Source organism: Dyella sp. (assembly GCF_036746095.1).
Lineage (GTDB): Bacteria > Pseudomonadota > Gammaproteobacteria > Xanthomonadales > Rhodanobacteraceae > Dyella_B.
In genome coordinates this window covers 1-20,278 of the sequence record NZ_DAIOEU010000011.1, presented here as the reverse complement: position 1 = coordinate 20,278, position 20,278 = coordinate 1, and the positions used below count along the sequence as shown (strand labels likewise).

Genomic DNA, 20,278 nt, shown 5'->3' with positions numbered 1-20,278 from the left:
TCGTCATGATGTCTGGAAGGCTCGCAGGGTGTGTCGCGTGGCGCCGGGAAGGCTGGCCGTCTTGCCAAGCCGCGCGACGCAGCCTGCAGGCCTTACAGGCATCACCCCATCACTTTGAATTCAACATGCTGGGGCCGGCCCTGTCTGTCCGCAGGCCGCAGGTCCGCTGTCTCGATAGACGGCCAGTCTGCCTTCGCCGACGGCCCTGCGGCCTGCGGACAGACAGGGCTGGTGACGACGGCGATACTTGATCAGTGCTGCCTTAACATCCACCGGGGTTTGGCCGATTTCGGCGTGCCTTGGCGTTGTAAACGAAGCCATCCGCAAGCGAGTGTCGGCTTACGCCCGCGACAGCAACCGTCCGCCCATGGCGGCATTCGCACCGATCACGATGGCTATCGCCAGTGCATGCAAAAACAGATCCGACGCGGTGGCATCGAAGCTGTGGCAGATCTCCAGCAGGCTCGCCGAAGCAGCCGCACTGGCCAGCCCGATCAGTACCGCCGTCACCACCGGCCGTAGCGGGCAGGCGCGCCGGATCAGCCAGATCATCAGCGCCGACAACGGCACGGAATAGCTGGTGATGAAAATCAGGCAATCGTTGGCCGCATGCACATCCACCACCGGCGTCCCCGGCAGGTGCAGGCGCAGGCAGCCCAGGCCGCTGGCGCCGATCCAGACCAGGGCGCTGGGCACCGGCAGCCACGCCCATTTGAGGGAGCGGCCGGGCACCGCCAGCACGAACGCGGCCAGCGCCGCGGTGATGGCCGTAATGATCCCGCCGCCCGCGCCCACGCCCAGGTCGGGCAGCGCACCCCAGCGATGCAGCATGGTGCTGCAGCCATAACGCATGAACAGCACCGCGGCGATCGCCGACACCACCAGCAGCCAGCCGAGCGCGCGCCGCCACGGCGGCAGCAGACGCCGTACAGGCGTCAGCTCCGCGCCGAGCGCGTCGATCAAGGCGTCATGGCGGGTTGCGTCGGACATTGCCTTCAAGGTTCTCCATGCAAGCGATCGCGCAGGGTTTTCAACGCGCGATGCAAATTCACTTTCAGGGCGCCGGTATTGCGCCCGGTTTGTTCGGCGGCTTCGGCCAGCGAGCGTTCCTTCAAGCCAAGCTGCTCCACTGCCTCGCGTTGTCCCGGCGACAGGGTCTTGATTGCCTTGCGCAGGCGCTGAGCCTCTTCCGCACGCTCGGCGCCGGTGCTGGCATCGTCGCGGTCGGCATGGGTGTCGAAGGCGAATTCGTCGTGCACTTCGCGCTGCTCGCGGCGGCCGTGGCTGCGCAAAATGTCGATGGCGCGGCGCGCGGCGATCGCGGCCAGCCATGCATCGTAGGAGCGGGTGGGATCGTAGGTATGCCGTACGCGATGCACGGTGAGCAGGGTTTCCTGCACCACGTCATCCAGCGCGTCCACCGCCACGCCCTGCCTTCTTGCCACCGCGCGGATCAACGCCACCGAATCGTTCAGCACGCGCGTGTAGGCGCGCTGGTCGCCGGCTTGCGCGGCGGCCATCCATGCTGCCCGTTGCCGGTCAGCCTGTTCGCTGGCACTGGGAGTATCGGTGGACACGGCCTTGTCGCTATTCAGCCTCCTCGACGAAGGCTGGCGTAGTAGGACCCATGGGCCGTCAAAGGTCAAGGATGAGGTGGCTGACATGACCTGTCGTCAATCCGGATACACAGGCTGATTCGCTGGTCAAGGCGCCGCGGTTACGTCGGCGCAAGCATGTAACGCATGCGCTCACGCAACGAATACCCAGTCAGAAAACAAGACACGCGAGTCCGTCATGCTTTTGCTGATCCTTGCCTTCTTCGGTGGCATCGTCACCATCTTGAGTCCATGCATTCTGCCGGTGCTGCCGTTTGTGTTTGCACGCGCCGACCGGCCATTCGCACGCAACGGTCTGCCGATGCTGATCGCCATGGCCGTTACGTTTGCGCTGGTTGCCACCCTGGCGGCGGTCGGCGGCGGCTGGGCGGTGCATGCGAATCAATATGGACGCTACATCGCGTTGGCGGTGCTGGCCGTGCTCGGCTTGACCTTGCTGTTGCCGCACGTCGCCGACTGGATCAGCCGGCCGTTCGTCAAGCTTGGCAATCGGCTCACGGAAAAAGCGGATGCCAGGCAGGATTCGCCGTGGTCCGCCGCGGGCCTGGGTGTTGCCACCGGCCTGCTGTGGGCGCCGTGCGCAGGTCCGATTCTTGGCCTGCTGCTGACCGGCGCGGCATTGCAAGGCGCCAGCGTGGAAACGACGCTGCTGCTGCTTACTTACGCTGCTGGCGCCGCGCTATCGCTCGCGTTGGCTTTATTGGTCGGTGGCCGCGTATTTGCGTTGATGAAGCGCTCGCTGGGTGCCGGTGAATGGGTGCGCCGGGCCTTGGGTGCGCTGGTACTGGCTGGCGTGGCCATTATCGCCCTGGGCGTGGATACCGGTTTGCTGACGCGTGTTTCGCTGGCCAGCACCGGCGGCATCGAGCAGAAGCTGATCGATGCCATCAGCCCGGCGCCCGTGCACGCCGCGCCCGCGCCGCAAGCGGGCACACCCTTGCCAGTGGAAGGCGAACTGCCTTCGCTATCCGGCGCCACACAGTGGTTCAACAGCGCGCCGCTCTCAGCGGAAGCCCTGCGCGGCAAAGTCGTGCTGGTGGATTTCTGGACGTACTCCTGCATCAACTGCATCCGCTCGCTGCCGTATGTAAATGCGTGGGCGCAAAAGTATCGCGATCACGGCCTGGTGGTGATCGGGGTGCATTCGCCGGAATTCGCCTTTGAGAAAGATCCTGCCAACGTCGCCAAGGCGATCAAGGATTTCCACATCACCTATCCCGTGGCGATGGACAACGACTACGCGATATGGAAGGGCTTCAACAACGAATATTGGCCGGCGCATTACTTCATCGATGCGCATGGACAGATCCGTGCGCATCACTACGGCGAAGGCGGATACGCCCACAGTGAAGATGTGATCCGCCGGTTGTTGAGCGATGCTGGCTACAAGAACCTGCCCGGCGGCTACGTGCAACCGGGTGCTTCCGGTGCGGAGGCGGCAGGCTCCGGCGATACGTATCGTTCGCCGGAAACCTACGTGGGCTATGCGCGCAGCGACGGCTTTGCCGGTGGCCAGATTGCGCACGACGATAGCTTTGCTTATCACGCGCCGGACACGCTCGCCGCCAATCAATGGGCGCTCAACGGCACGTGGACGGTAAAACCGCAGCAGGCGACGCTCGACAAACCGAATGGCAGCGTCGTCTACCGCTTCCGCGGACGCGATCTGCATCTGGTACTTGGTCCTGGCGAACATGCCAAATCCATCCGCTTTCGCGTGACACTCGACGGCAAGGCGCCGGGCGACGATCACGGCACGGATACCGATGCCGATGGCCATGGCGTCATCAACGGCCAACGCCTGTATCAGCTCGTCCGCCAGGCACACGGCACCGGCGAGCGCGTCTTTGAAATCACCTTTCTCGATCCGGGCGTGCACGTCTACGCGTTTACGTTCGGTTGAGTACAACGAAGTCCGCCCCAGGAGACTGACATGACATCCGCATTCGACGACAAGACGATGGATCGTCGGCGATTCCTGTTCACCTTGTTTGGAGGTGGCGCCGTGGTGGCACTCGGCGCCGTGACGGCCACCCGCTTCATGGGCGGCAAAGGAGGTAACGCGATGGCCGCGGCAGTACCGGTAGCATCCGCTCCCCTGCAAATGCTGCAACTGGAATGTTTTGCGGACGAAGATGGTCGCGACCTTGGCGTGTGCGACGTGCGCAAAGTGGTGCTGACGGATGCGCAATGGCAGCAGCGCCTTTCGCCCGCCGCCTTCAACGTGCTGCGCCGTGCGGGTACCGAGATGGCATTCAGCGGTCCGCATGAGAAACCGAATCACAAAGGCCTGTATCGCTGCGCCGGTTGCGATACGGCGCTGTTCAATGCCAATACGCAATTCGATTCCGGTACCGGCTGGCCGAGTTTCTGGCAACCGATTGCCAAGCGCAACGTGATCGAGCACCGCGATACCAGCTTTGGCATGGAACGCATCGCGATCAGTTGCGCAGGCTGCGATGGCCACCTTGGGCACGTGTTCGATGATGGTCCGCAGCCGACAGGATTGCGCTATTGCATGAACTCGGTGGCGATGCGGTTTGTGGCGTTTGCGGGTTAATGAGCGCCGGAATCTTTCCACTCGTCATTCCGGCGCAGGCCGGAATCCAGTCTGAATATGACGTGCGAAGCACACAGAATCATTTTTGTATCGTGTGCTTCGCACAGCATGCTTAAGGCAACACTGATTAAGTATCGCCGTCGTAATGATGCCTGGAAGGCGCGCAGGGTGTGTTGCGTGGCGCCGGGAAGACTGGCCGTCTTGCCAAGCTACGCGGCGCAGCCTGCGGACCTTCCAGACCTCACCCCATCACTTTGAATTCAATATGTTGGGGCCAGCCCTGTCTGTTCGCATGCCGCAGGTCCCCGTCTCGACAGACAACCAGTCTGCCTTCGCCGACGGCCCTTTGGCCTGCGAACAGACAGGGTTGGTGACGACCGCGATACTTGATCAGTGTTGCCTTGACTGGATTCCGGCCTGCGCCGGAATGACGAATCGCTGCGAAAACGCACGTAAGCTGGGATTTCATCCCAGCCTACCCGGCTCGATACGGCGCAAGCAACGCCGCATCATCGAACAACCCCGCTGGCAACAGATACCGCGGATCGCGCCCCGCCGCGAGCAACTCGCGGATGCGCGTGGCGGAAACTTCCAGTGGCGTCACCGCCAGCTCGATCACCTTCCCCGCCGGCTGCGAGCGAATCACTGCTGGATCATCGGTACGTCGCCTCGCTACCGCGCGCTCCACTTCCACCGGAACGCACGCATCAATACCAGGCCGATTGATCACGCCGATATGCGCCACGAGAAACAAATCGCGCCAGCGATGCCAACTGCGCAAACCAGCAAACGCATCCGCGCCCAGCAGCAACACCAGCGGCCGTTCGCCAACGTCGCGGCGCAGTTCTTCCAGGGTATCGACGGTGTAGGACGGGCCGCCGCGTTCCAGTTCGCGCGTATCGAGCGTCAGACGCGATTGACCGCGCAACGACGCGCGCAACATGTCCACGCGCTGCTGCGCGCTTGCCGTGGGCGGCGGACGATGCGGCGGCACGTTGGCCGGCATCAGGCGTACTTCGGCATCGAGCAGTTCGGAGGCTTCCCAGGCGACGCTGAGATGACCGATGTGAATGGGGTCGAAGGTGCCGCCAAAGAGGGCCAGCGGTTTCATCGTATGTCTCGATTAGACCAGTGCCTGCGCGGCACGCGGTTCGGCAATGGCGGCGATCAGTCGCTGCGTTTCCCGCCAGGCGTCGCCGCCTTCGCGCCCCTTGGCGATGCGATCGATGCGTGCCGCACGGGCCAGGCATTGCATCCAGTGTTCGCGGGGGGCTCGGCGCAGTGCCTTGCGGAACAGTTGCTCGCGTGCCGGCCATAGACGCTCCGCGCGCGCTTGCGCACCAAAATCGTGTGCATTGGCCAGGCGCAGCGCCAGCTGCAACTGATTCACCAGCCAGCCCATCAACGCAATCAGCTCATCGCCTTCCGCGTGCAGGCCGTCGAGAACGCGCAGCGCACGCGCGCCATCGCCACCCAATGCGGCATCCGTCAGTTTGAACACGTCATAGCGGGCGCTGTCGGCAACGAGGCTTTCCATCTCCGCCGAGTCGATCTTGCCTTGTCCATGCAGCACGACCAGCTTGTCGATTTCCTGCGCGGCAGCGAGCAGGTTGCCTTCCACGCGCTCCGCCAGCAGGGCTACGGCGTCGGGTGTCGCGGTCAGGCCGCGCGAAGCAAGGCGCGCGCCGATCCATGCTTCCCATTCGTTCGGGCGCGGTGCGTTGAAGATCACCACGCTGCCTGCGCTGTCGACCTGCTTGGTCCACGCGCCTTCGTGCTTGTTGCTCCATTCGACCGCGGTGATCAGCAGCGTGACGTCCGGCGGCGGATTGGCACAGAACTCGGTGATCGCCTTGGCCCCTTCCACGCCCGGACGGCCGGTAGGCAGGCGCAGGTCGAGCAACCTGCGTGTGGCGAACAGCGACATGCCTGCCGCCGAACGCGCCAAGTCATCCCAATCGAAATGCGCCCCGACGTCCAGCACCTGGCGCTCGCTGTAGCCGACTTTGCGCGCCTGTGCGCGCAAGGCGTCGGCGGCCTCCAGCACCAGCAATTCTTCGCCCGCCAACAAGTAAACCGGGCTGAGGCGATCCGCAGCCAGCGCTTTCTGCCACTGGATCTGGTTGAGCGGCATGGCTATAACCTGCCCTTAATTGCCGATCGGCGTCGGCATGTACTGCGGCGGCGCCTGGGTGGTGCTCGCATTGGCCGGCAGCGGACCGACGGCATTGGCCGCCGCGGTTTCCCCGTTCTTGGCCACTGCCTGCAGTCGGAACAGCAAGGCCTGGATGGCATCGTCGATCAGGCTGCCCTGGATCTGTTCCATCTGCGATTGCGTACCCACCGGCTGGCTGGCGTCATAGCTGAATTCGCGCTGCAGATCGATGGCCTGATCCGGCACGATGACCTTGCCTTCGGGATTTGTAGCGGTAAACACCACATGGAAGCGCACCGCGAATTCGGTTACCTGCGCCGCGCCGTTGATGGTGAGCGATTGCACGGTGAAGTTCTGCGCCGGCACGTGCAGCTCGGCAATACCGGGGCCGGATTTGTCTTCCAGCGTGACGTTGGAGGCGAGCAAGGCGCGCGCCAGCTTGCGCTGGAAATCGCCGGCACCGCCGACCGTGAGGTGCACGCGCTGCATGCCTGGCGGCAAGGCCGCGCTGCCACGCAGGTGGAAACCGCATCCGGCAAGGGCGAGCACGGGCAGCAGCGCAAACAGTTTCAGCATGCGGTTCATGTACTCATCCTGCGACGATGTTGACGATCTTGCCAGGCACCACGATCACCTTGCGCACGGTCTGCCCTTCCAGAAAGGCTGCCACATTGGGATGCGCACGCGCCAGCGCCTCGGCTTCTTCCTTCGAGGCGTTGGCGGCCACTTCGACGGTGCCGCGCAGCTTGCCGTTCACCTGCACGGCCAGGGTCAGCGAGTCGCGCACCAGCGCGACCGGGTCCGCCTGCGGCCACGGCTGATCGTCCAGCACCGTCTGCGCATGGCCCAGTGCCTGCCACAAGGCGTGGCTGACATGCGGCACCACCGGGTTGAGCAGCAGCACCATCGCTTCCAGCGCTTCATGGCGCACGGCGCGGCCCTGGTCGCTCTGGTCGGTGAATTTGCCGAGCGCGTTGAGCAGTTCCATCAGCGCGGCGATGGCGGTGTTGAAGGCGTGGCGGCGGCCGAAGTCGTCGCTGACCTTCTGGATGGTTTCGTGCAGCTGGCGGCGCAGCGTTTTCTGGCCGGCATCCAGCTGGGACGGATCGACTTGCGGATGATCCGGCTGGCCGACGTGCGTGATCACCTCGCGCCAGAAGCGGCGCAGGAAACGCGCCATGCCTTCCACGCCGGCTTCGCTCCATTCCAGCGATTGTTCCGGCGGCGCGGCGAACATGGAGAACAGGCGCACCGTGTCGGCGCCGAATTTCTCCACCATCAACTGCGGATCCACGCCGTTGTTCTTGGACTTGGACATCTTCTCGATGCCGCCGATCGACACCGGCTTACCATCGGCCTTGAGCACCGCGCCGACCACGCGCGCTTTTTCGTCGCGCTGGATTTCCACGTCGGCCGGGTTGATCCAGTCCTTCGAGCCGTTCGCGTTTTCGCGATAGAACGTTTCGGCAATCACCATGCCCTGGCATAGCAGGTTAGTGGCCGGTTCGTCCGCATGCACCAAACCCGCGTCGCGCATCAGCTTGTGATAGAAGCGGAAATACAGCAGATGCAAAATCGCGTGCTCGATACCGCCGATGTATTGATCCACCGGCAGCCAGTAATTGGCGCGCTCGTCGACCAGGCCGGTCGCGCCGGGGCTGGTGTAGCGCGCGTAGTACCAGCTCGATTCCATAAAGGTATCGAAGGTGTCGGTTTCGCGCTCGGCCGCGCCACCACATTGCGGGCAGGTGGTTTTGCGCCATTCGGGATCGGCCTTGATCGGCGACTGTACGCCGGAGAATGCGACGTCTTCCGGCAGCACCACCGGCAGTTGGTCTTCCGGCACCGGCAGCGCACCGCACTTGGCGCAGTAGATCACCGGAATCGGGCAGCCCCAATAGCGCTGGCGGCTTACGCCCCAATCGCGCAGGCGCCAGTTGACGCGGCGATGCCCCTTGCCGGCGGTTTCCAGCTTGCCGGCGATGAAGTCGAAGGCATCGCGGTAGTTCTTGCCGTCCATCTCGCCGGAGTTGATCACGCGCATGTCGGCGCGCGTCTTGTCGGAGTACCACTCTTTCCAATGCTGCGGATCGTAGGTGGCATCGCCGCCGCCCACCGCAATCACCTGTTTGATCGGCAAGTTGTATTTATGCGCGAATTCGAAATCGCGTTCGTCGTGGCCGGGCACGGCCATCACCGCGCCGGTGCCGTAGCCCATCAGCACGAAGTTGGCTACCCACACCGGCACTTTGTCGCCAGTGACCGGGTGAATCGCAAACAGGCCGGTGGCCATGCCACGCTTTTCCTGCGTTTCCAGTTCGGCTTCGGACACGCCGCCGTGGCGCAGTTCATCCAGGAACGCGGCCAACTGCGGATTGCTGCCGGCGGCCTTCTGTGCCAGCGGATGTTCGCCGGCAATCGACACGAAGGTGACGCCCATCAAGGTATCGGGGCGCGTGGTGAACACGGTCAGCGGTTCGGCCTCACCTTCCACCGCGAAGTGGATGTCCACGCCTTCACTACGGCCGATCCAGTTGCGCTGCATGGTCTTCACCGCATCCGGCCAGCCGGGCAGCGTGTCCAGGCCATCGAGCAGTTCCTGCGCGTAGTCGGTGATCTTCAGGAACCACTGCGGAATCTCGCGCTTTTCCACCAGCGCGCCGGAGCGCCAGCCGCGGCCGTCGATTACCTGCTCGTTGGCGAGCACGGTGTGGTCGACCGGGTCCCAGTTCACCACCGCGTTCTTGCGGTAGGCCAGGCCTTTCTGCATCAGCCGGGTGAACATCAGCTGTTCCCAGCGGTAGTACTCCGGCTGGCAGGTAGCAAATTCGCGCGACCAATCGATGGCGTAGCCCATGGTCTTGAGCTGCTCGCGCATGTGGTCGATGTTCTTGTACGTCCACTTGGCCGGCGCGGTGTTGTTCTTGATCGCCGCGTTTTCCGCCGGCAGGCCGAACGCATCCCAGCTCATCGGCTGCAGCACGTTCTTGCCGGTCATGCGCTGGTAGCGGCTGATGACGTCGCCGATGGTGTAGTTGCGCACATGTCCCATGTGCAGCGCGCCGGAGGGATACGGCAGCATCGCCAGGCAGTAGAACTTGGGGCGGGAGGGGTCCTCCTTCACCTCGTACGCGCGTTGCGCGATCCAATACTGCTGCGCAGCGGCTTCCACCGTCTGCGGGTTGTAATCGTTGGGGGAACCTTGGGTCTGGTTGTCCTGCATGATCCGGCGCCGTTGATGCATATTCGGCAGTGCAGGCGTCCATCGCCGTGCGCTGCGTGGGACCCGGCAGACTAGCAGAAACGGGCGTCAGGCTTCCTCCCCTGTGAGAGAACCCATGCCAGGCCCGCGGGTTGGGTTTGTTGTGCTGACCCACCTGCGCCGCTACGCACCGCCACCTACCTGGCTGGGCAGCCCGGCACGCTTCCTGACGCCATCGCCGGCGCCACGCTCGCGATCTGGCCCGCCAGTGTCGCCAGCGCCTGTTGATGGCCCGCCACCAATCCGGCGTAGCCCTGCCCCGCGCTTTCATGGATGCGGCTGCTGCACGTAAGCACCGCTTGGCTGCCGAGCTCTCGTACCGTCCAGGTGGCGTCGATCAACGCATAGTCGCCCGGCGAGGAATCGAAGCGGCGCAGGTCGACCTTGATGCGCAAGACCGGCTTGCCGTGCGTGGGCGCGGTGCCGCTGATGTCCTGCGCGCCAGTACTCCGGGCCAGTTCCACCGCGAGGGCGCCACGCACTTCATCCGCCAACGGTGCGGCCCAGCGCTCGCCATTGAGCAGGGCCACGGCCTGGCCACCCTGGCGCACGACGAGTTGCGGCACATCGTCCTGCGCCGGAATGCCCACTTGCATCAGCTCGAACTGGAAGCTTGCCGGCGCCGCTGGGGATTCGCCCTGCCCGCCAGCTGGCGCGGGGATCAGTGTGTAGTAATGCACCGGCGCGGAGGAACAGGCCGCCAGCGCTACCGCGCACCATGCCGCGATGACATGTCGCATACGAATCATGGTTTGCTCCCTTGCTGCGGCTGTGCGGTGGGCGTGCCGGCATCCGGCAGTGGTGCGTCCTTGCTGCGTCCGCGGATCAGCGAACTCGGCTGGGTGTTCAAGTAGTCGGTCAACGCGCGCAGCGAGCGGGCCATGCGTTGTAGCTCCTGCAAGGTGCCAGCGAGGTTTTGCTGCAGCGGCGAATCGGCCGACAACGCGCTGTTGGCAGTGCCCAGCGTCTGATTCGCCGTACCCACCGTGCGGTTGACGCCCTTGAGCGTCTCCTGGAAGGTAGGCAGCACGTTGCCGTTGACCTGCTTGATGGTGCTGTCGAGGTCGGCCAGCGTGTGGTTGAGGTTGTTGCCGATGGCGTCGAACGGGATCTTGCTGAGCTTGTCGACGATCTGCGCCATCTGTTCCTGCAGCTTGTCGAGGCTGCCCGGTACCGTGGGAATTTCCAGCGGACGCGCGTCGGGGTTGTACGCCACCTTCGGCGCCTTCGGCACCAGGTCCAGCGAAATGTAGAGCTGCCCGGTAAGCAGGTTGCCCGCCTTGGCTTCCGCACGCAGGCCGTGCGATACCAGCGTGCCGATCAGGTGGGACATATCTTCGTTGTCACCCTTGGACTTGGCGATCTCGGCCAGTTTCTTGTGCGCGCGGCCAAGGCGATCGGGATAAACCACCGCGCCGACGTTGATCGGGAAGTGACCGGTCTTTTCGTCGTAATCCATGCGGATCGACACGACGTGGCCGAAATTGATGCCGCGGAATTCCACCGGCGCGCCTACGGCCAAGCCTCGCAGCGTCTGGTCGAAGCGCATCACGATGTAGCGCGGCTCGCCATCCGGCGGCGCCATGGCATTGGCTTCGGTGTCGAACAGCGTGTAGGAGGCGTCTTCGTCGGCAGGCTTTTCGTCCGGATGCGGGCCGGGCGCATCGTTGAACGCCACGCCACCGGCCAGCACCGTGGCCAGCGATTGAGTGTTGAGCTTGAGGCCATCGGCGCTAATCGTGACGTCCACGCCGCTGGCGTTCCAGAAGCGCGACTCGTTGGTCACGAATTTGTCGTAAGGGCTGTCCACGAAGATCTTCATGGTGACGCCCTTGCCGTCCTCATCCAGCTTGTACGACGCCACGCGACCCACCTGGATGCGCCGGTAATACACCGGCGAGCCGATATCCAGCGAACCCAGGTCACCCGACTGCAAGGTAAAACTCTTGCCGCGCGAGTCGTGCAATACGGAAGGCGGATTCTCCAGGCCGACAAAATCCGTCTGCGTCTGCGTGGACTTGCCCACGTCCACGCCGATGAAGGAACCCGACAGCAACGTATCGATACCCGACACGCCACCCAGCCCGATACGCGGACGCACCACCCAGAAGCGCGAATCGGAGACGGCGATATTGCCCGCGCTCTTTTCCAGGTCCACCTTCACGATCACCTTGCTGTGATCCGGGCTGAGTCGGATATGGGTGACCTTGCCGACCACCACGTCCTTGTACTTCACCACCGTCTTGCCCGATTCCAGACCTTGCGCGGTCTGGAAGCTGATGGTGATGGCGGGCCCCTGCTGCCGCCACGCATTGATCACCAGCGACAGGCCGACCAGCGCGGCGATCGCCGGCACCAGCCAGATCCACGACGCGTTGAAGCGGCGATGCTTGACCACCGGTTCGGGCAAGTTGCCGCCAAGGTTGGGACCGCTCTGATTGGGTCTGCTTTGATCGGGAGTGTTCTGGTCAGTCATCGTCGTCCTGGCAATCCCATATCAGGCGGGGGTCGAAACTCTGGGAGGCCAGCATGGTAAGTACCACGGTAAGGCCGAAATACACTACGCCAGGCAAGGGTTCCACCTGGCTGAAAAACCCGAACTGCACCAGTGCCGTCAGCAAAGCCACCACGAACACGTCCAGCATGGACCAGTAGCCGACGAATTCCACCAGCCGATACAGCATGGCCCGCTGCCGACGCGCCCAGGACGTGCCGCGATGCGCACTCAACAGCAGGGTGCTGATCACCAGGAATTTCACCATCGGCACCACGATGCTGGCGGTGAACACGATCACGGCGAGGTCCGGCGACCCTTTCTGCCACAGCTCGACCACGCCGCTGAGAATGGTGTTGTCGTCCACGTCACCCAGGCTGACCGTGCGCATGATCGGCAACACGTTGGCGGGAATGTAGAAGATGAACGCGGCAATCAACAACGCCCACGTGCGCATGCAGCTATAGGGCTTGCGCCGATGCATGGAACTGCCGCAGCGCGGACAGGCCGCATGATCCACGTGCGTGTCGCGGCAGACCAGGCCGCAGACGTGGCAGCTGATCAGGCCCAGCTCGTGCGCGCGAGGCAGTGCGCTCACGTCGTCGGCTCCGGAATCTTGTCCCACAGCTGGCGCACGTCGATGCCGGAGAAAATCGTGATCAGGACCGCCAGCGCCGCATAGGCGAACACGCCGATATCGGGCGTCACGTCGAAATACATGTGCGCCTTCACGATCGACACCAGCACGCCGAGCACGAACACCTCGCTCATCGTCCACGGACCGATGTAATGCAAGACCACCATCAGCTGCCTGAAACCGGGTGCACGTTGCCCCTTGCGGCCGTAGATCAGCAGCCAGCCCAGCACCAGCATCTTGCACAGCGGAAAGAAAAACAGCGTACACGCCGCCAGCACCGACACCACCTGCGAATGCTCCTTCCACATCATGAGGATGATGCCCCACAGCGTGGCGTGGATCTGCGTGCCGTTGAGGCCCAGCGTAATGATCGGCCACACGTTCGCCTGCACGAACACCACCATCACCGTGACCACCAGCGCGAACATCGCATTCAGGCCGATGCGCTGATGGCGCTCCAGCACCGCATGGCAGCGTGCGCAACGCGCCACGTCGCCGCGCGCCAGCACGCGGCGACGGTAGACGGTGTCGCAGTGTTCGCAGATCAGCAGATCCGACGTCATCGCCTTCTGCGCGTGTTCCATGCTGGCCGGGGGCGTGGTGCTCATAAGTCGGGATTCTCGCAAATCCGGGGCAAACACGCTTGCCAGGGATGCTCTGATCCATGCCACGCACCCGGCATGACGTCCAGAAGGCTCGCAGGTTGCGTCGCGTGGCACAGTGTGGTGACGGGTACGTGGCATGGATCAGGGCATCCCTTGATATGCTGCGCACCGCCCCGATTTGCTCGGATTAATCCTTGGAGTCCACTGTGAACGCCGCCGTCTCCCCGCACATCTTCGACGTCGATCAAGCCAACTTCGAAACCGAGGTGCTGCAAGCCTCGCTCACGACGCCCGTGCTGGTGGACTTCTGGGCCGAATGGTGCGGCCCCTGCAAATCGCTGGGTCCCATGCTGGAAAAGCTCGCCGCGGAATACAACGGCGCGTTCCGCCTGGGCAAGGTCGATGTGGACAAGAACCAGGAACTGGCCGGCATTTTCGGCGTCCGCAGCATTCCCACGGTCATCCTGGTGAAGGACGGCCAGATCCTCGACGGCTTCGCCGGCGCCCTGCCCGAAGGCCAGTTGCGCCAGTTCCTGTCGCGCCACGTGCAGCCGCTGGAAGGCGAGCTTGATGAAGACGAAGCCCCGGAAGAACTCGCCCCCGAATCGCCCGAAGAGGCCATCAACCGCCTGCAGCAGGAAATCGCCGAAAGCCCCAACCACCCCGAACTCAAGCTCGACCTGGCCATCGCCCTGGCCCAAGCCGGCCACGCCTCCGCCGCCGAAGCCGAACTCAACGCCCTGCCCGCCAACCTCGCTACGGATTCACGCGCCGTGCGCCTGCGCAGCCAGCTCGACCTGGCCCGTTCGCTGGAAGGCACGCCGGCGATGGAGGTGTTGCAGCAGCGTGTGCACGCCAACCCGCAAGACTGGGAAGCACACGATATGCTCGGTGTACGCCTGCTGCTCGGCGCCGATCCTGCCGCCGGCCTGGAGCAGTGGCTGCTCATCCTGGACAAGGCTCGCGACTGGAACGAAGGCCAGGCGAAAAAGCGCCTGTTGGCCGCCTTCAATACCCTGGATGATGCGGAATTGGTTGGCCGCTATCGCCGGCGGATGGCGTCATTGTTGTTCTAAGGATCGCGATGCAACCGCAGGTTGGGTTACGCTGCGCTAACCCAACCTAAAGAACGGCCATAACCCTCGTACTCTCCCGTAGGCGAACCAAGTTCCCCGCCGTTCTCGCCCGGGCACATCATGGGCTGCCGTTATACTTCTCAGGCTCCGGACCCCTGGCAGGACGCCATGCCCCCTCCCAAACCCCCGCATCGACGCGATCATCGGCTTGTCCCGCGCAGCCTAAAAGCCCTCGCCCTTGGCGCCATAGCGCTCGCCCCACACTCCGCACGTGCCGACTGCATCGACGAGGCCGCGTACTACCACCAAGTACACCCTTATGTACTGCGCGCCATTGCGTATCAGGAATCGCAAATGCGCGCCGATGTCACACACGTCAACACCAACCGCACCACTGACTACGGGGTAATGGGCATCAATTCCGTACACCTTTCCGAACTTTCCGGCTTCGGCATCGCCAGGGAGCAATTGCTGGACCCTTGCGTAAGCGCTTACGTCGGCGCCTGGTATCTGCGCCGCAAGATGGAGAAATACGGCAATTCGTGGCGAGCCGTCGCCGCCTATCATTCCGAAACGCCGGATATCGGCGCCGCATACGTCGTTAAAATCCAGGGCCTGCTCACGACATGGGGCGTACCCGACCCTGAAACACCCGATCTGTCGATTGCAAAACCATGACGTAGATTTGAACCCAACCTACGACACAAATAAATCAGCGCATCTCCAACGCCTGCGCAACACAGTTCCGGCACAAAACCCAGGTCTCTGAGTTATCGGCAAGAGTCTCCACGATCATCCCCACCGTCTGCTGAAACTGCGATGCATTACCAACCTCATCGCCAAATTCCTGCTTGAGCATGCCCTCGATAAAACGACTCACCAACACACGCTCATCCGTTACACCTGCCGCATGCAACGCGCGAACCGATGCGGCAGGCGATTGCGCGGCGCCGGTGTACAGATCTGCCCACCCATCTTTGCTTGAGCCACCCGCCTGGACGCTACTGGAGCGCTTGCTTTGCCGCTCCAATTGAACGCGCAGCTGCGCAGCTAACCGATCGATACGAGATAGAGAAGTCATCGGGATATTGTGCCCGATAGTGAGCATCTGCCATGGAACGAATCATCGGCACAGACGATTTTCAATTGCATGCACTTGCCACCGGTACCTGCGCGTCACCCACTCACATTCCCCATACACAGTCGACCGCAATGCCTCAGACGTCATCGAGAGATCATGCGGACAGAAGCCGCCCTTTTCTGTTCAAGCCAGTCGATGATTGCCCATATCCATACATAACGCCCTTTGACCAGGCTTCAAACCACGCGACAAGAATCCGCACACTTATCTACTCGACGCCTTACAGCGCAAGCATCCTTGCCTGACTTTCCGTATCAAAGCGTTGAAGCCACGGCGGTAACTGCAGCACATTATTAGTGTGCAGCTCGCGTCCGAGCATGGCTCCCACAGAACAAATTGAATCCTTACAAGCGAGCGCCAAGTTCGGTGGCGCTGTTCACGGCCTGGGATGGCTTGCTTTAGGGCTATCGCATACGCAGATTGAACTGCTCAGAAGCAACGCGGACTACGCAGGAATCGTAAATGGGCTCTAAGCGCGTCGCTGTTTTTCCTGCCCGCGCATCGGTCGGCGTCGGCGCACATGAAACGAACCGACGCCGACCAGGCGGTCAGTAGCGTGCGACGTTAGTCAGCACGCCGTAGCCAGCCAGACTGTTGTTGTTGAAGCGGGAGGCCTGCATCACGATGGCGACCTGGTTGTCGCTCACCAGGACCTTCGGATAGTTGTTGGCGCTATCGTTCGGGTTGATCTGCCGTTCCGCCGCCATCGGGTTGAACAGCTCGTCGAAGTGGTTGTAGTAGATGCCGTAGTTCGCACAGCTCCAGGCCACGACGAAGCCAGGCGGCCCTTCCTGACCCTTCTGCGCAGGCAGGGCCGCGATATATGGCATGCCTGTGGCATAAGTAGCATTGTTCAGCCGGATACCCGCTCGCGGCTGGTTGTCCTCGGCATGGGGCGTTGGAGAGCCATCGGGCGAATCGTCTTGCAAGCCGAACACGCGCAGGCGATCACCGTAGACGTAGGATTGGGGGCCGACATACACCAGCATGATCGTGCTTCTGCTCTGATCGAGTACGGCATGGAACTTACCCATGTTGGCCTGTGGGTAGCTGGTGATCAGCGTCACCCTCGAGGATCCGAAAACCGGACGTTCCACCCGATAGAAATTGATCTTGCTCAGGGTCTCCTGGATCGCCACGATGACGCTGTCGCGCTGGTTCATCAGCACGATGTTTTCATTGGCGGCGATGCCAAGTTCGGTCCCGGAATAGTAGAACGTCGAATAGATGTCTTTGCTGATCCCGAAGCGATAGCTTTGCTCTTCCAGCGAACGGTCCAGCCAGATGCCCTGCAGCTCGCGTTCGTTGTCGCTGGCCCAGCATACGAAAGTTAGCCCGCTGGTCGGGTTGTAGATCACGCGCGGGCATACATAGTTGCCGTTCTCGCCGCTGGCAAGGATTTCCGGGTATGGCGGGAATGGCGTGCCGACCCCCTGGTCGCTGACACTGTATTTGCGCGCATAGACCCGGTACAAGCCGTTGTTATGGCTGCTTGCCCAAACCGCGACCATCTCGTTGGTGCCATCGATCGCGGTCAGGTCGATATCCTTCTGGTTGTTGCGCGTGAATGCCGGCATCAGATAGGGCGGCCGCAATGCGCCGTTGGTCGTCTGCATGCGTGTGTAGAGCGTCCAAACCGTTCCGTCGTATCCGGTGTAGGCGCCGATCAGCTGTCCACTGACTGCAGTACACAGCGCGGCACGTGGCGATTCATTGTAGGGGCCGTCGAACAGGATGTTCAGGCCGTCTTGCCAGTTGGTATTCATGCGGATACCTCCATTAGGCAGTTCAATCTCATCGGTGAGGGGGCAGTCGGCGCTACGTCAGTGGCGGCCATGGTGTTCTCCTTGCCCCGCCCTGAGCGTACTGAGGTATTCCAAGCCGACAAACCGCGGTTCATCGCAGCGATCCTGGTAGCCGATGCCGTAGCCATGCTCAGCTGCAATCGAGCGATGATTGCCGGGCATGTCGGCCGGCACACTTTGCTCGGCTCCGGCGTGATCGAGTTCAGCGCTGAATTCGGCAAAGTTGATGCTCTGCTTGCCCTCCCAGGAAACCAGGTAGTTTTCGCTATGCGGGATCAGCGAAATCACCGGCCGCGTGTATCCCCCGGGCAGCAGGTTCAGCCTTTTTTTTGCGGCCGGATAGGCAGCGAGCCGCTTACGCGCCGGTGCGTTGGCGCCGAAGATACGCGAGGCCACGCCATACACTGCAACCTCATCCTGGTTCCGCGAGAGATCGGAATACACGGTGAGAAGCAGGTTGTACTCCTTGTCGTAAACCGCGTTGTGATAGCCAACGTCAGTTTCTTCGATGCGGAACAGCAGGTGATACTTGACGTTGCCTTGCTCGGGCGGCTCGATGCGATAGACGGCAATATTGTTATTCGTGGTGACGAACTGAAGGAACGCGCCGCCGGCGAAATCGGTCACCAGGCTCATGTTGCGGCCCAGCTGGCGTTCGATTGCATCCCCGTAGCCGTCTGACAGCGGCGCATCGAGCCGGGTCACACGGGAAGTGGGTTGCAGCGTCCCGGCATCGAAGGTCGCCAGACATACGACGCCCGGGCCGTCACCGTACCCATCGATGCAGGCGAAATAGATGTTCTCGCCCGATGGCACCAGGTTGACCAGGATCGGCTCGATCACGTTCGGAAAATCGAGTGCTTGCGCAGGCGTGACCTTGATGCCGGACGCCTCGGTGACGACCTGGGAGAAATGCCCTTGATGCCGGTCCTGCCCGGTGGAATGAAACCATGCAAGTGCAAGGATCGTATTGCCATCGTCCTTCACGAAGCGCGCCGCCGGTACGTGCGAGCCCTCGGGGCTCTTGCCGGCGAGAACGTCGTGGCATTCGCCGTCGCCCGAATAGTGGCGAAGGTAGATCGCATCGCCGTCGGTATCCGTTTGCTTGACGAACAGAAAGGCGGGACGTCCGCTGAGCAAGCCGGTGTCGAAACTTTTGAACAGGTCTGTGGATCGCGGTTCGGACATGTCGTTTCTCCTTATGGATAAACTGCCGGTGATCTACGCAGTGCAGCTAGCCGAAGCCGGCGTTGAGGTGCAGGCAGGCCAGCTTTCAGTCGGACATCGGTTGCGTCACATGAGCCGCGCGCCTCGTTTGCTTTGAGGGCCTGTTTACGATCCCTGCGTAGCGCGCGTTGCGCAGAGATCGCAAACAGGCTCTGAGGCCAGGCTGTACATCGGAATGAGCAGGAAACCTGCAGACGCCAATGGCGCAGGTCTGAGCGCCGTCCAACGCAATCGGCGCCATGGCGGCCATGATCGTCTCGCCCATCGGTGTTGCAAGCGCATGGATCGGCAGTGCGCCCATGCCCTTCGTACTGCGCGCGGAAAGCGCCGACTGTTCACGGCAGCGCGCGTCAGGGCAGGTCGGCGCACCATTCGCGACCACCGCAATATGCATGGGAAAGTCACGCGCACACATCACCGCCCTCCCTGGCCTTATGCCCTGTGGCTTGAATGGGGTGCCGCTATTGAGCTGCTACCGCCGTGGCGAAAACGGCGCCTCAGCGGTGGAGACGCATTCTAAGGAGGCGATTGTAAGGTCAATGTCGAGGTCGCCCCCTGGCTGGCGTTAAAGCGTGATCAGGTTCTCGTTAGCGGACGATCATGATCGAAATAGAAGGAAATAAAGGGTCAGACCCGAATGGCACTTACTTTAGTTTTTTTGGATGTCCATGTAGTTGAATTTGTTGGCGCTCAATGTGGCGATGACGCATTAAAAGTGGGTACGGTTTAGGTCGTCGCTTTACCGACCGCGGCTCTATTCGGCCTAGGCGATTTGCCACCCGCTGCTGCGCCATAAGCTTGAACAGCACATCTTCTTCCGCTTCATTTACTCGGTCGCCTCTCATGCTCCAGGCGTTCCAAAGCTGCAAACAGTGCTTGAAGCTGATCTGACGCGACATTACATCGGCGATTTTTGCGGAGCGCGCCATCAAGAGTCTAATCCGGTTGTAGGCAAGCAAGGCGGCCCACCACTGCTTCTCGTTCATGACAGGAGTCTGACACGCTAGGCGATCCTGGCCGAGCGTAGCCTTGATGTTGCGTAGATCCAATTCGACATTCCAACGCTGTGTGTAAAGCTGCTTGAGTTCTTTCATGCAGATGCCCGGCGACAACAGCGTTGTTACAAGCACTTTCTTGCCCGCTTGCACCTCGCGAACGGTAAGTGTTTCGGGCGCTTCGTCATAATCGGTCTGACTCAGCCATTCCGGTTTCTACTTGGGCTTCTGCCATGTCACCACATGATCTCGAACTCCCAGCCGACGACCTCTCCGAAATCCGTGATCCGGCGTTGATGTTGCTGGAAAATCACATCGGCGCCACGCAATTGAACCATGGCAATGCCGAAATAGGAGCAGTAATAGCGATCGGCAATTAAGACATCGCCCGACGCCACCCGTGGCAACATGCGATATAGCAGCGATTGCTCACTTTCACCCTTGCCACGGCACGGCCCCATTGCCGTATCGATAACCGCGCCGGTCCCCAGGCAAAGCAGTGCGGCTACTCGTGCGATGGGAAATCCAAGCCCCGGCGCTTGTATCCCTGATTGCGGATAAAGCGCCTGATTTTTAGGCGTATCGGGCATCGTCACCGTGCTCCCATCGACCATTTTCACGGTACGTCCCCGCCATCGCCAGGTAGTGCCTGTGCTAGGGCGTGTTAACACTAGATGCTTGACCGTATACTTCGACGATGGAAAT

Annotated in this window: 19 protein-coding genes; 4 read left to right on the top strand and 15 right to left on the bottom strand. The window is 62.1% G+C overall.

The window, feature by feature from the left end; all coding sequences use genetic code 11:
- Positions 1-339 precede the first annotated feature (339 nt).
- Together V7M64_RS07215 and V7M64_RS07210 are read right to left on the bottom strand one after the other, a co-directional pair.
- Positions 340-990 carry an NrsF family protein gene (locus V7M64_RS07215; RefSeq protein ID WP_333678147.1) on the bottom strand — a complete coding sequence of 217 codons (651 nt, stop codon included), beginning with the start codon at positions 988-990 and terminating at the stop codon, positions 340-342.
- 5 nt (positions 991-995) lie between these two features.
- Positions 996-1,520, bottom strand: coding sequence for a sigma-70 family RNA polymerase sigma factor (locus tag V7M64_RS07210; RefSeq protein WP_333678287.1), 525 nt, complete (start codon positions 1,518-1,520; stop codon positions 996-998).
- Positions 1,521-1,794: 274 nt separating this feature from the next.
- Here V7M64_RS07210 and V7M64_RS07205 point away from each other — a divergent pair, with 274 nt between their 5' ends.
- Both V7M64_RS07205 and msrB read left to right on the top strand, forming a co-directional pair.
- Positions 1,795-3,519, top strand: coding sequence for a cytochrome c biogenesis protein DipZ (locus V7M64_RS07205; protein WP_333678146.1), 1,725 nt, complete (start codon positions 1,795-1,797; stop codon positions 3,517-3,519).
- A gap of 30 nt (positions 3,520-3,549) precedes the next feature.
- Positions 3,550-4,176 carry a peptide-methionine (R)-S-oxide reductase MsrB gene (msrB, locus tag V7M64_RS07200; protein WP_333678144.1) on the top strand — a complete coding sequence of 209 codons (627 nt, stop codon included), beginning with the start codon at positions 3,550-3,552 and terminating at the stop codon, positions 4,174-4,176.
- 475 nt (positions 4,177-4,651) lie between these two features.
- Here msrB and nadD read toward each other — a convergent pair whose 3' ends face one another.
- The 8 genes from nadD to V7M64_RS07160 form a co-directional block, all read right to left on the bottom strand.
- Positions 4,652-5,287 carry a nicotinate-nucleotide adenylyltransferase gene (nadD, locus tag V7M64_RS07195; RefSeq protein ID WP_333678143.1) on the bottom strand — a complete coding sequence of 212 codons (636 nt, stop codon included), beginning with the start codon at positions 5,285-5,287 and terminating at the stop codon, positions 4,652-4,654.
- Between the two features lie 12 nt (positions 5,288-5,299).
- Complete coding sequence (gene holA / locus V7M64_RS07190) at positions 5,300-6,310, bottom strand: DNA polymerase III subunit delta (RefSeq protein WP_333678142.1); 1,011 nt, start codon at positions 6,308-6,310, stop codon at positions 5,300-5,302.
- A gap of 15 nt (positions 6,311-6,325) precedes the next feature.
- On the bottom strand, positions 6,326-6,916 hold the full coding sequence (gene lptE, locus V7M64_RS07185) for an LPS assembly lipoprotein LptE (RefSeq protein ID WP_333678140.1): 591 nt from the start codon (positions 6,914-6,916) through the stop codon (positions 6,326-6,328).
- Positions 6,917-6,920: 4 nt separating this feature from the next.
- A complete protein-coding gene (gene leuS / locus V7M64_RS07180; RefSeq protein WP_333678138.1) occupies positions 6,921-9,554 on the bottom strand; it encodes a leucine--tRNA ligase in 2,634 nt (877 codons plus the stop codon).
- 176 nt (positions 9,555-9,730) lie between these two features.
- Complete coding sequence (locus V7M64_RS07175) at positions 9,731-10,342, bottom strand: PqiC family protein (RefSeq protein ID WP_333678136.1); 612 nt, start codon at positions 10,340-10,342, stop codon at positions 9,731-9,733.
- The gene (locus V7M64_RS07170; protein ID WP_333678135.1) at positions 10,339-12,069 is read right to left on the bottom strand and encodes an MlaD family protein; all 1,731 of its coding nucleotides are present in this window, start codon (positions 12,067-12,069) and stop codon (positions 10,339-10,341) included. The genes V7M64_RS07175 and V7M64_RS07170 overlap by 4 nt, the downstream gene beginning before the upstream one ends.
- The gene (locus V7M64_RS07165) at positions 12,062-12,685 is read right to left on the bottom strand and encodes a paraquat-inducible protein A (protein WP_333678133.1); all 624 of its coding nucleotides are present in this window, start codon (positions 12,683-12,685) and stop codon (positions 12,062-12,064) included. Before V7M64_RS07165 ends, V7M64_RS07170 begins: the two co-directional genes overlap by 8 nt.
- The gene (locus V7M64_RS07160; RefSeq protein ID WP_333678131.1) at positions 12,682-13,332 is read right to left on the bottom strand and encodes a paraquat-inducible protein A; all 651 of its coding nucleotides are present in this window, start codon (positions 13,330-13,332) and stop codon (positions 12,682-12,684) included. The genes V7M64_RS07165 and V7M64_RS07160 overlap by 4 nt, the downstream gene beginning before the upstream one ends.
- A 203-nt stretch (positions 13,333-13,535) precedes the next feature.
- Here V7M64_RS07160 and trxA point away from each other — a divergent pair, with 203 nt between their 5' ends.
- A complete protein-coding gene (gene trxA, locus V7M64_RS07155; RefSeq protein ID WP_333678129.1) occupies positions 13,536-14,405 on the top strand; it encodes a thioredoxin in 870 nt (289 codons plus the stop codon).
- Positions 14,406-14,525: 120 nt separating this feature from the next.
- Positions 14,526-15,083, top strand: coding sequence for a lytic transglycosylase domain-containing protein (locus V7M64_RS07150; protein WP_333678127.1), 558 nt, complete (start codon positions 14,526-14,528; stop codon positions 15,081-15,083).
- Positions 15,084-15,117: 34 nt separating this feature from the next.
- Here V7M64_RS07150 and V7M64_RS07145 read toward each other — a convergent pair whose 3' ends face one another.
- From V7M64_RS07145 to V7M64_RS07125, 5 genes are all read right to left on the bottom strand, one after another.
- Positions 15,118-15,486, bottom strand: a complete 369-nt coding sequence (locus V7M64_RS07145; RefSeq protein WP_333678125.1) for a hypothetical protein — start codon at positions 15,484-15,486, stop codon at positions 15,118-15,120.
- Between the two features lie 608 nt (positions 15,487-16,094).
- The gene (locus V7M64_RS07140; RefSeq protein WP_333678123.1) at positions 16,095-17,312 is read right to left on the bottom strand and encodes a hypothetical protein; all 1,218 of its coding nucleotides are present in this window, start codon (positions 17,310-17,312) and stop codon (positions 16,095-16,097) included.
- Positions 17,313-17,369: 57 nt separating this feature from the next.
- Entirely contained in the window at positions 17,370-18,539 is a 1,170-nt protein-coding gene (locus V7M64_RS07135) for a hypothetical protein (RefSeq protein ID WP_333678121.1), read from the bottom strand.
- Positions 18,540-19,222: 683 nt separating this feature from the next.
- Complete coding sequence (locus V7M64_RS07130; protein ID WP_333678119.1) at positions 19,223-19,672, bottom strand: transposase; 450 nt, start codon at positions 19,670-19,672, stop codon at positions 19,223-19,225.
- A gap of 137 nt (positions 19,673-19,809) precedes the next feature.
- A complete protein-coding gene (locus tag V7M64_RS07125) occupies positions 19,810-20,193 on the bottom strand; it encodes a hypothetical protein (RefSeq protein ID WP_333678117.1) in 384 nt (127 codons plus the stop codon).
- Between the last annotated feature and the right edge of the window lie 85 nt (positions 20,194-20,278).

Coding starts and splice junctions, on each gene's coding strand:
- V7M64_RS07135 (WP_333678121.1), bottom strand. CDS start 18,539: ATGTCCGAACCGCGATCCACAGACCTGTTCAAAAGTTTCGACACCGGC.
- leuS (WP_333678138.1), bottom strand. CDS start 9,554: ATGCAGGACAACCAGACCCAAGGTTCCCCCAACGATTACAACCCGCAG.
- V7M64_RS07170 (WP_333678135.1), bottom strand. CDS start 12,069: ATGACTGACCAGAACACTCCCGATCAAAGCAGACCCAATCAGAGCGGT.
- V7M64_RS07130 (WP_333678119.1), bottom strand. CDS start 19,672: ATGAAAGAACTCAAGCAGCTTTACACACAGCGTTGGAATGTCGAATTG.
- holA (WP_333678142.1), bottom strand. CDS start 6,310: ATGCCGCTCAACCAGATCCAGTGGCAGAAAGCGCTGGCTGCGGATCGC.
- V7M64_RS07205 (WP_333678146.1), top strand. CDS start 1,795: ATGCTTTTGCTGATCCTTGCCTTCTTCGGTGGCATCGTCACCATCTTG.
- V7M64_RS07150 (WP_333678127.1), top strand. CDS start 14,526: ATGGGCTGCCGTTATACTTCTCAGGCTCCGGACCCCTGGCAGGACGCC.
- V7M64_RS07160 (WP_333678131.1), bottom strand. CDS start 13,332: ATGAGCACCACGCCCCCGGCCAGCATGGAACACGCGCAGAAGGCGATG.
- V7M64_RS07145 (WP_333678125.1), bottom strand. CDS start 15,486: ATGACTTCTCTATCTCGTATCGATCGGTTAGCTGCGCAGCTGCGCGTT.
- msrB (WP_333678144.1), top strand. CDS start 3,550: ATGACATCCGCATTCGACGACAAGACGATGGATCGTCGGCGATTCCTG.
- nadD (WP_333678143.1), bottom strand. CDS start 5,287: ATGAAACCGCTGGCCCTCTTTGGCGGCACCTTCGACCCCATTCACATC.
- lptE (WP_333678140.1), bottom strand. CDS start 6,916: ATGAACCGCATGCTGAAACTGTTTGCGCTGCTGCCCGTGCTCGCCCTT.
- V7M64_RS07175 (WP_333678136.1), bottom strand. CDS start 10,342: ATGATTCGTATGCGACATGTCATCGCGGCATGGTGCGCGGTAGCGCTG.
- V7M64_RS07210 (WP_333678287.1), bottom strand. CDS start 1,520: ATGGCCGCCGCGCAAGCCGGCGACCAGCGCGCCTACACGCGCGTGCTG.
- V7M64_RS07215 (WP_333678147.1), bottom strand. CDS start 990: ATGTCCGACGCAACCCGCCATGACGCCTTGATCGACGCGCTCGGCGCG.
- V7M64_RS07140 (WP_333678123.1), bottom strand. CDS start 17,312: ATGAATACCAACTGGCAAGACGGCCTGAACATCCTGTTCGACGGCCCC.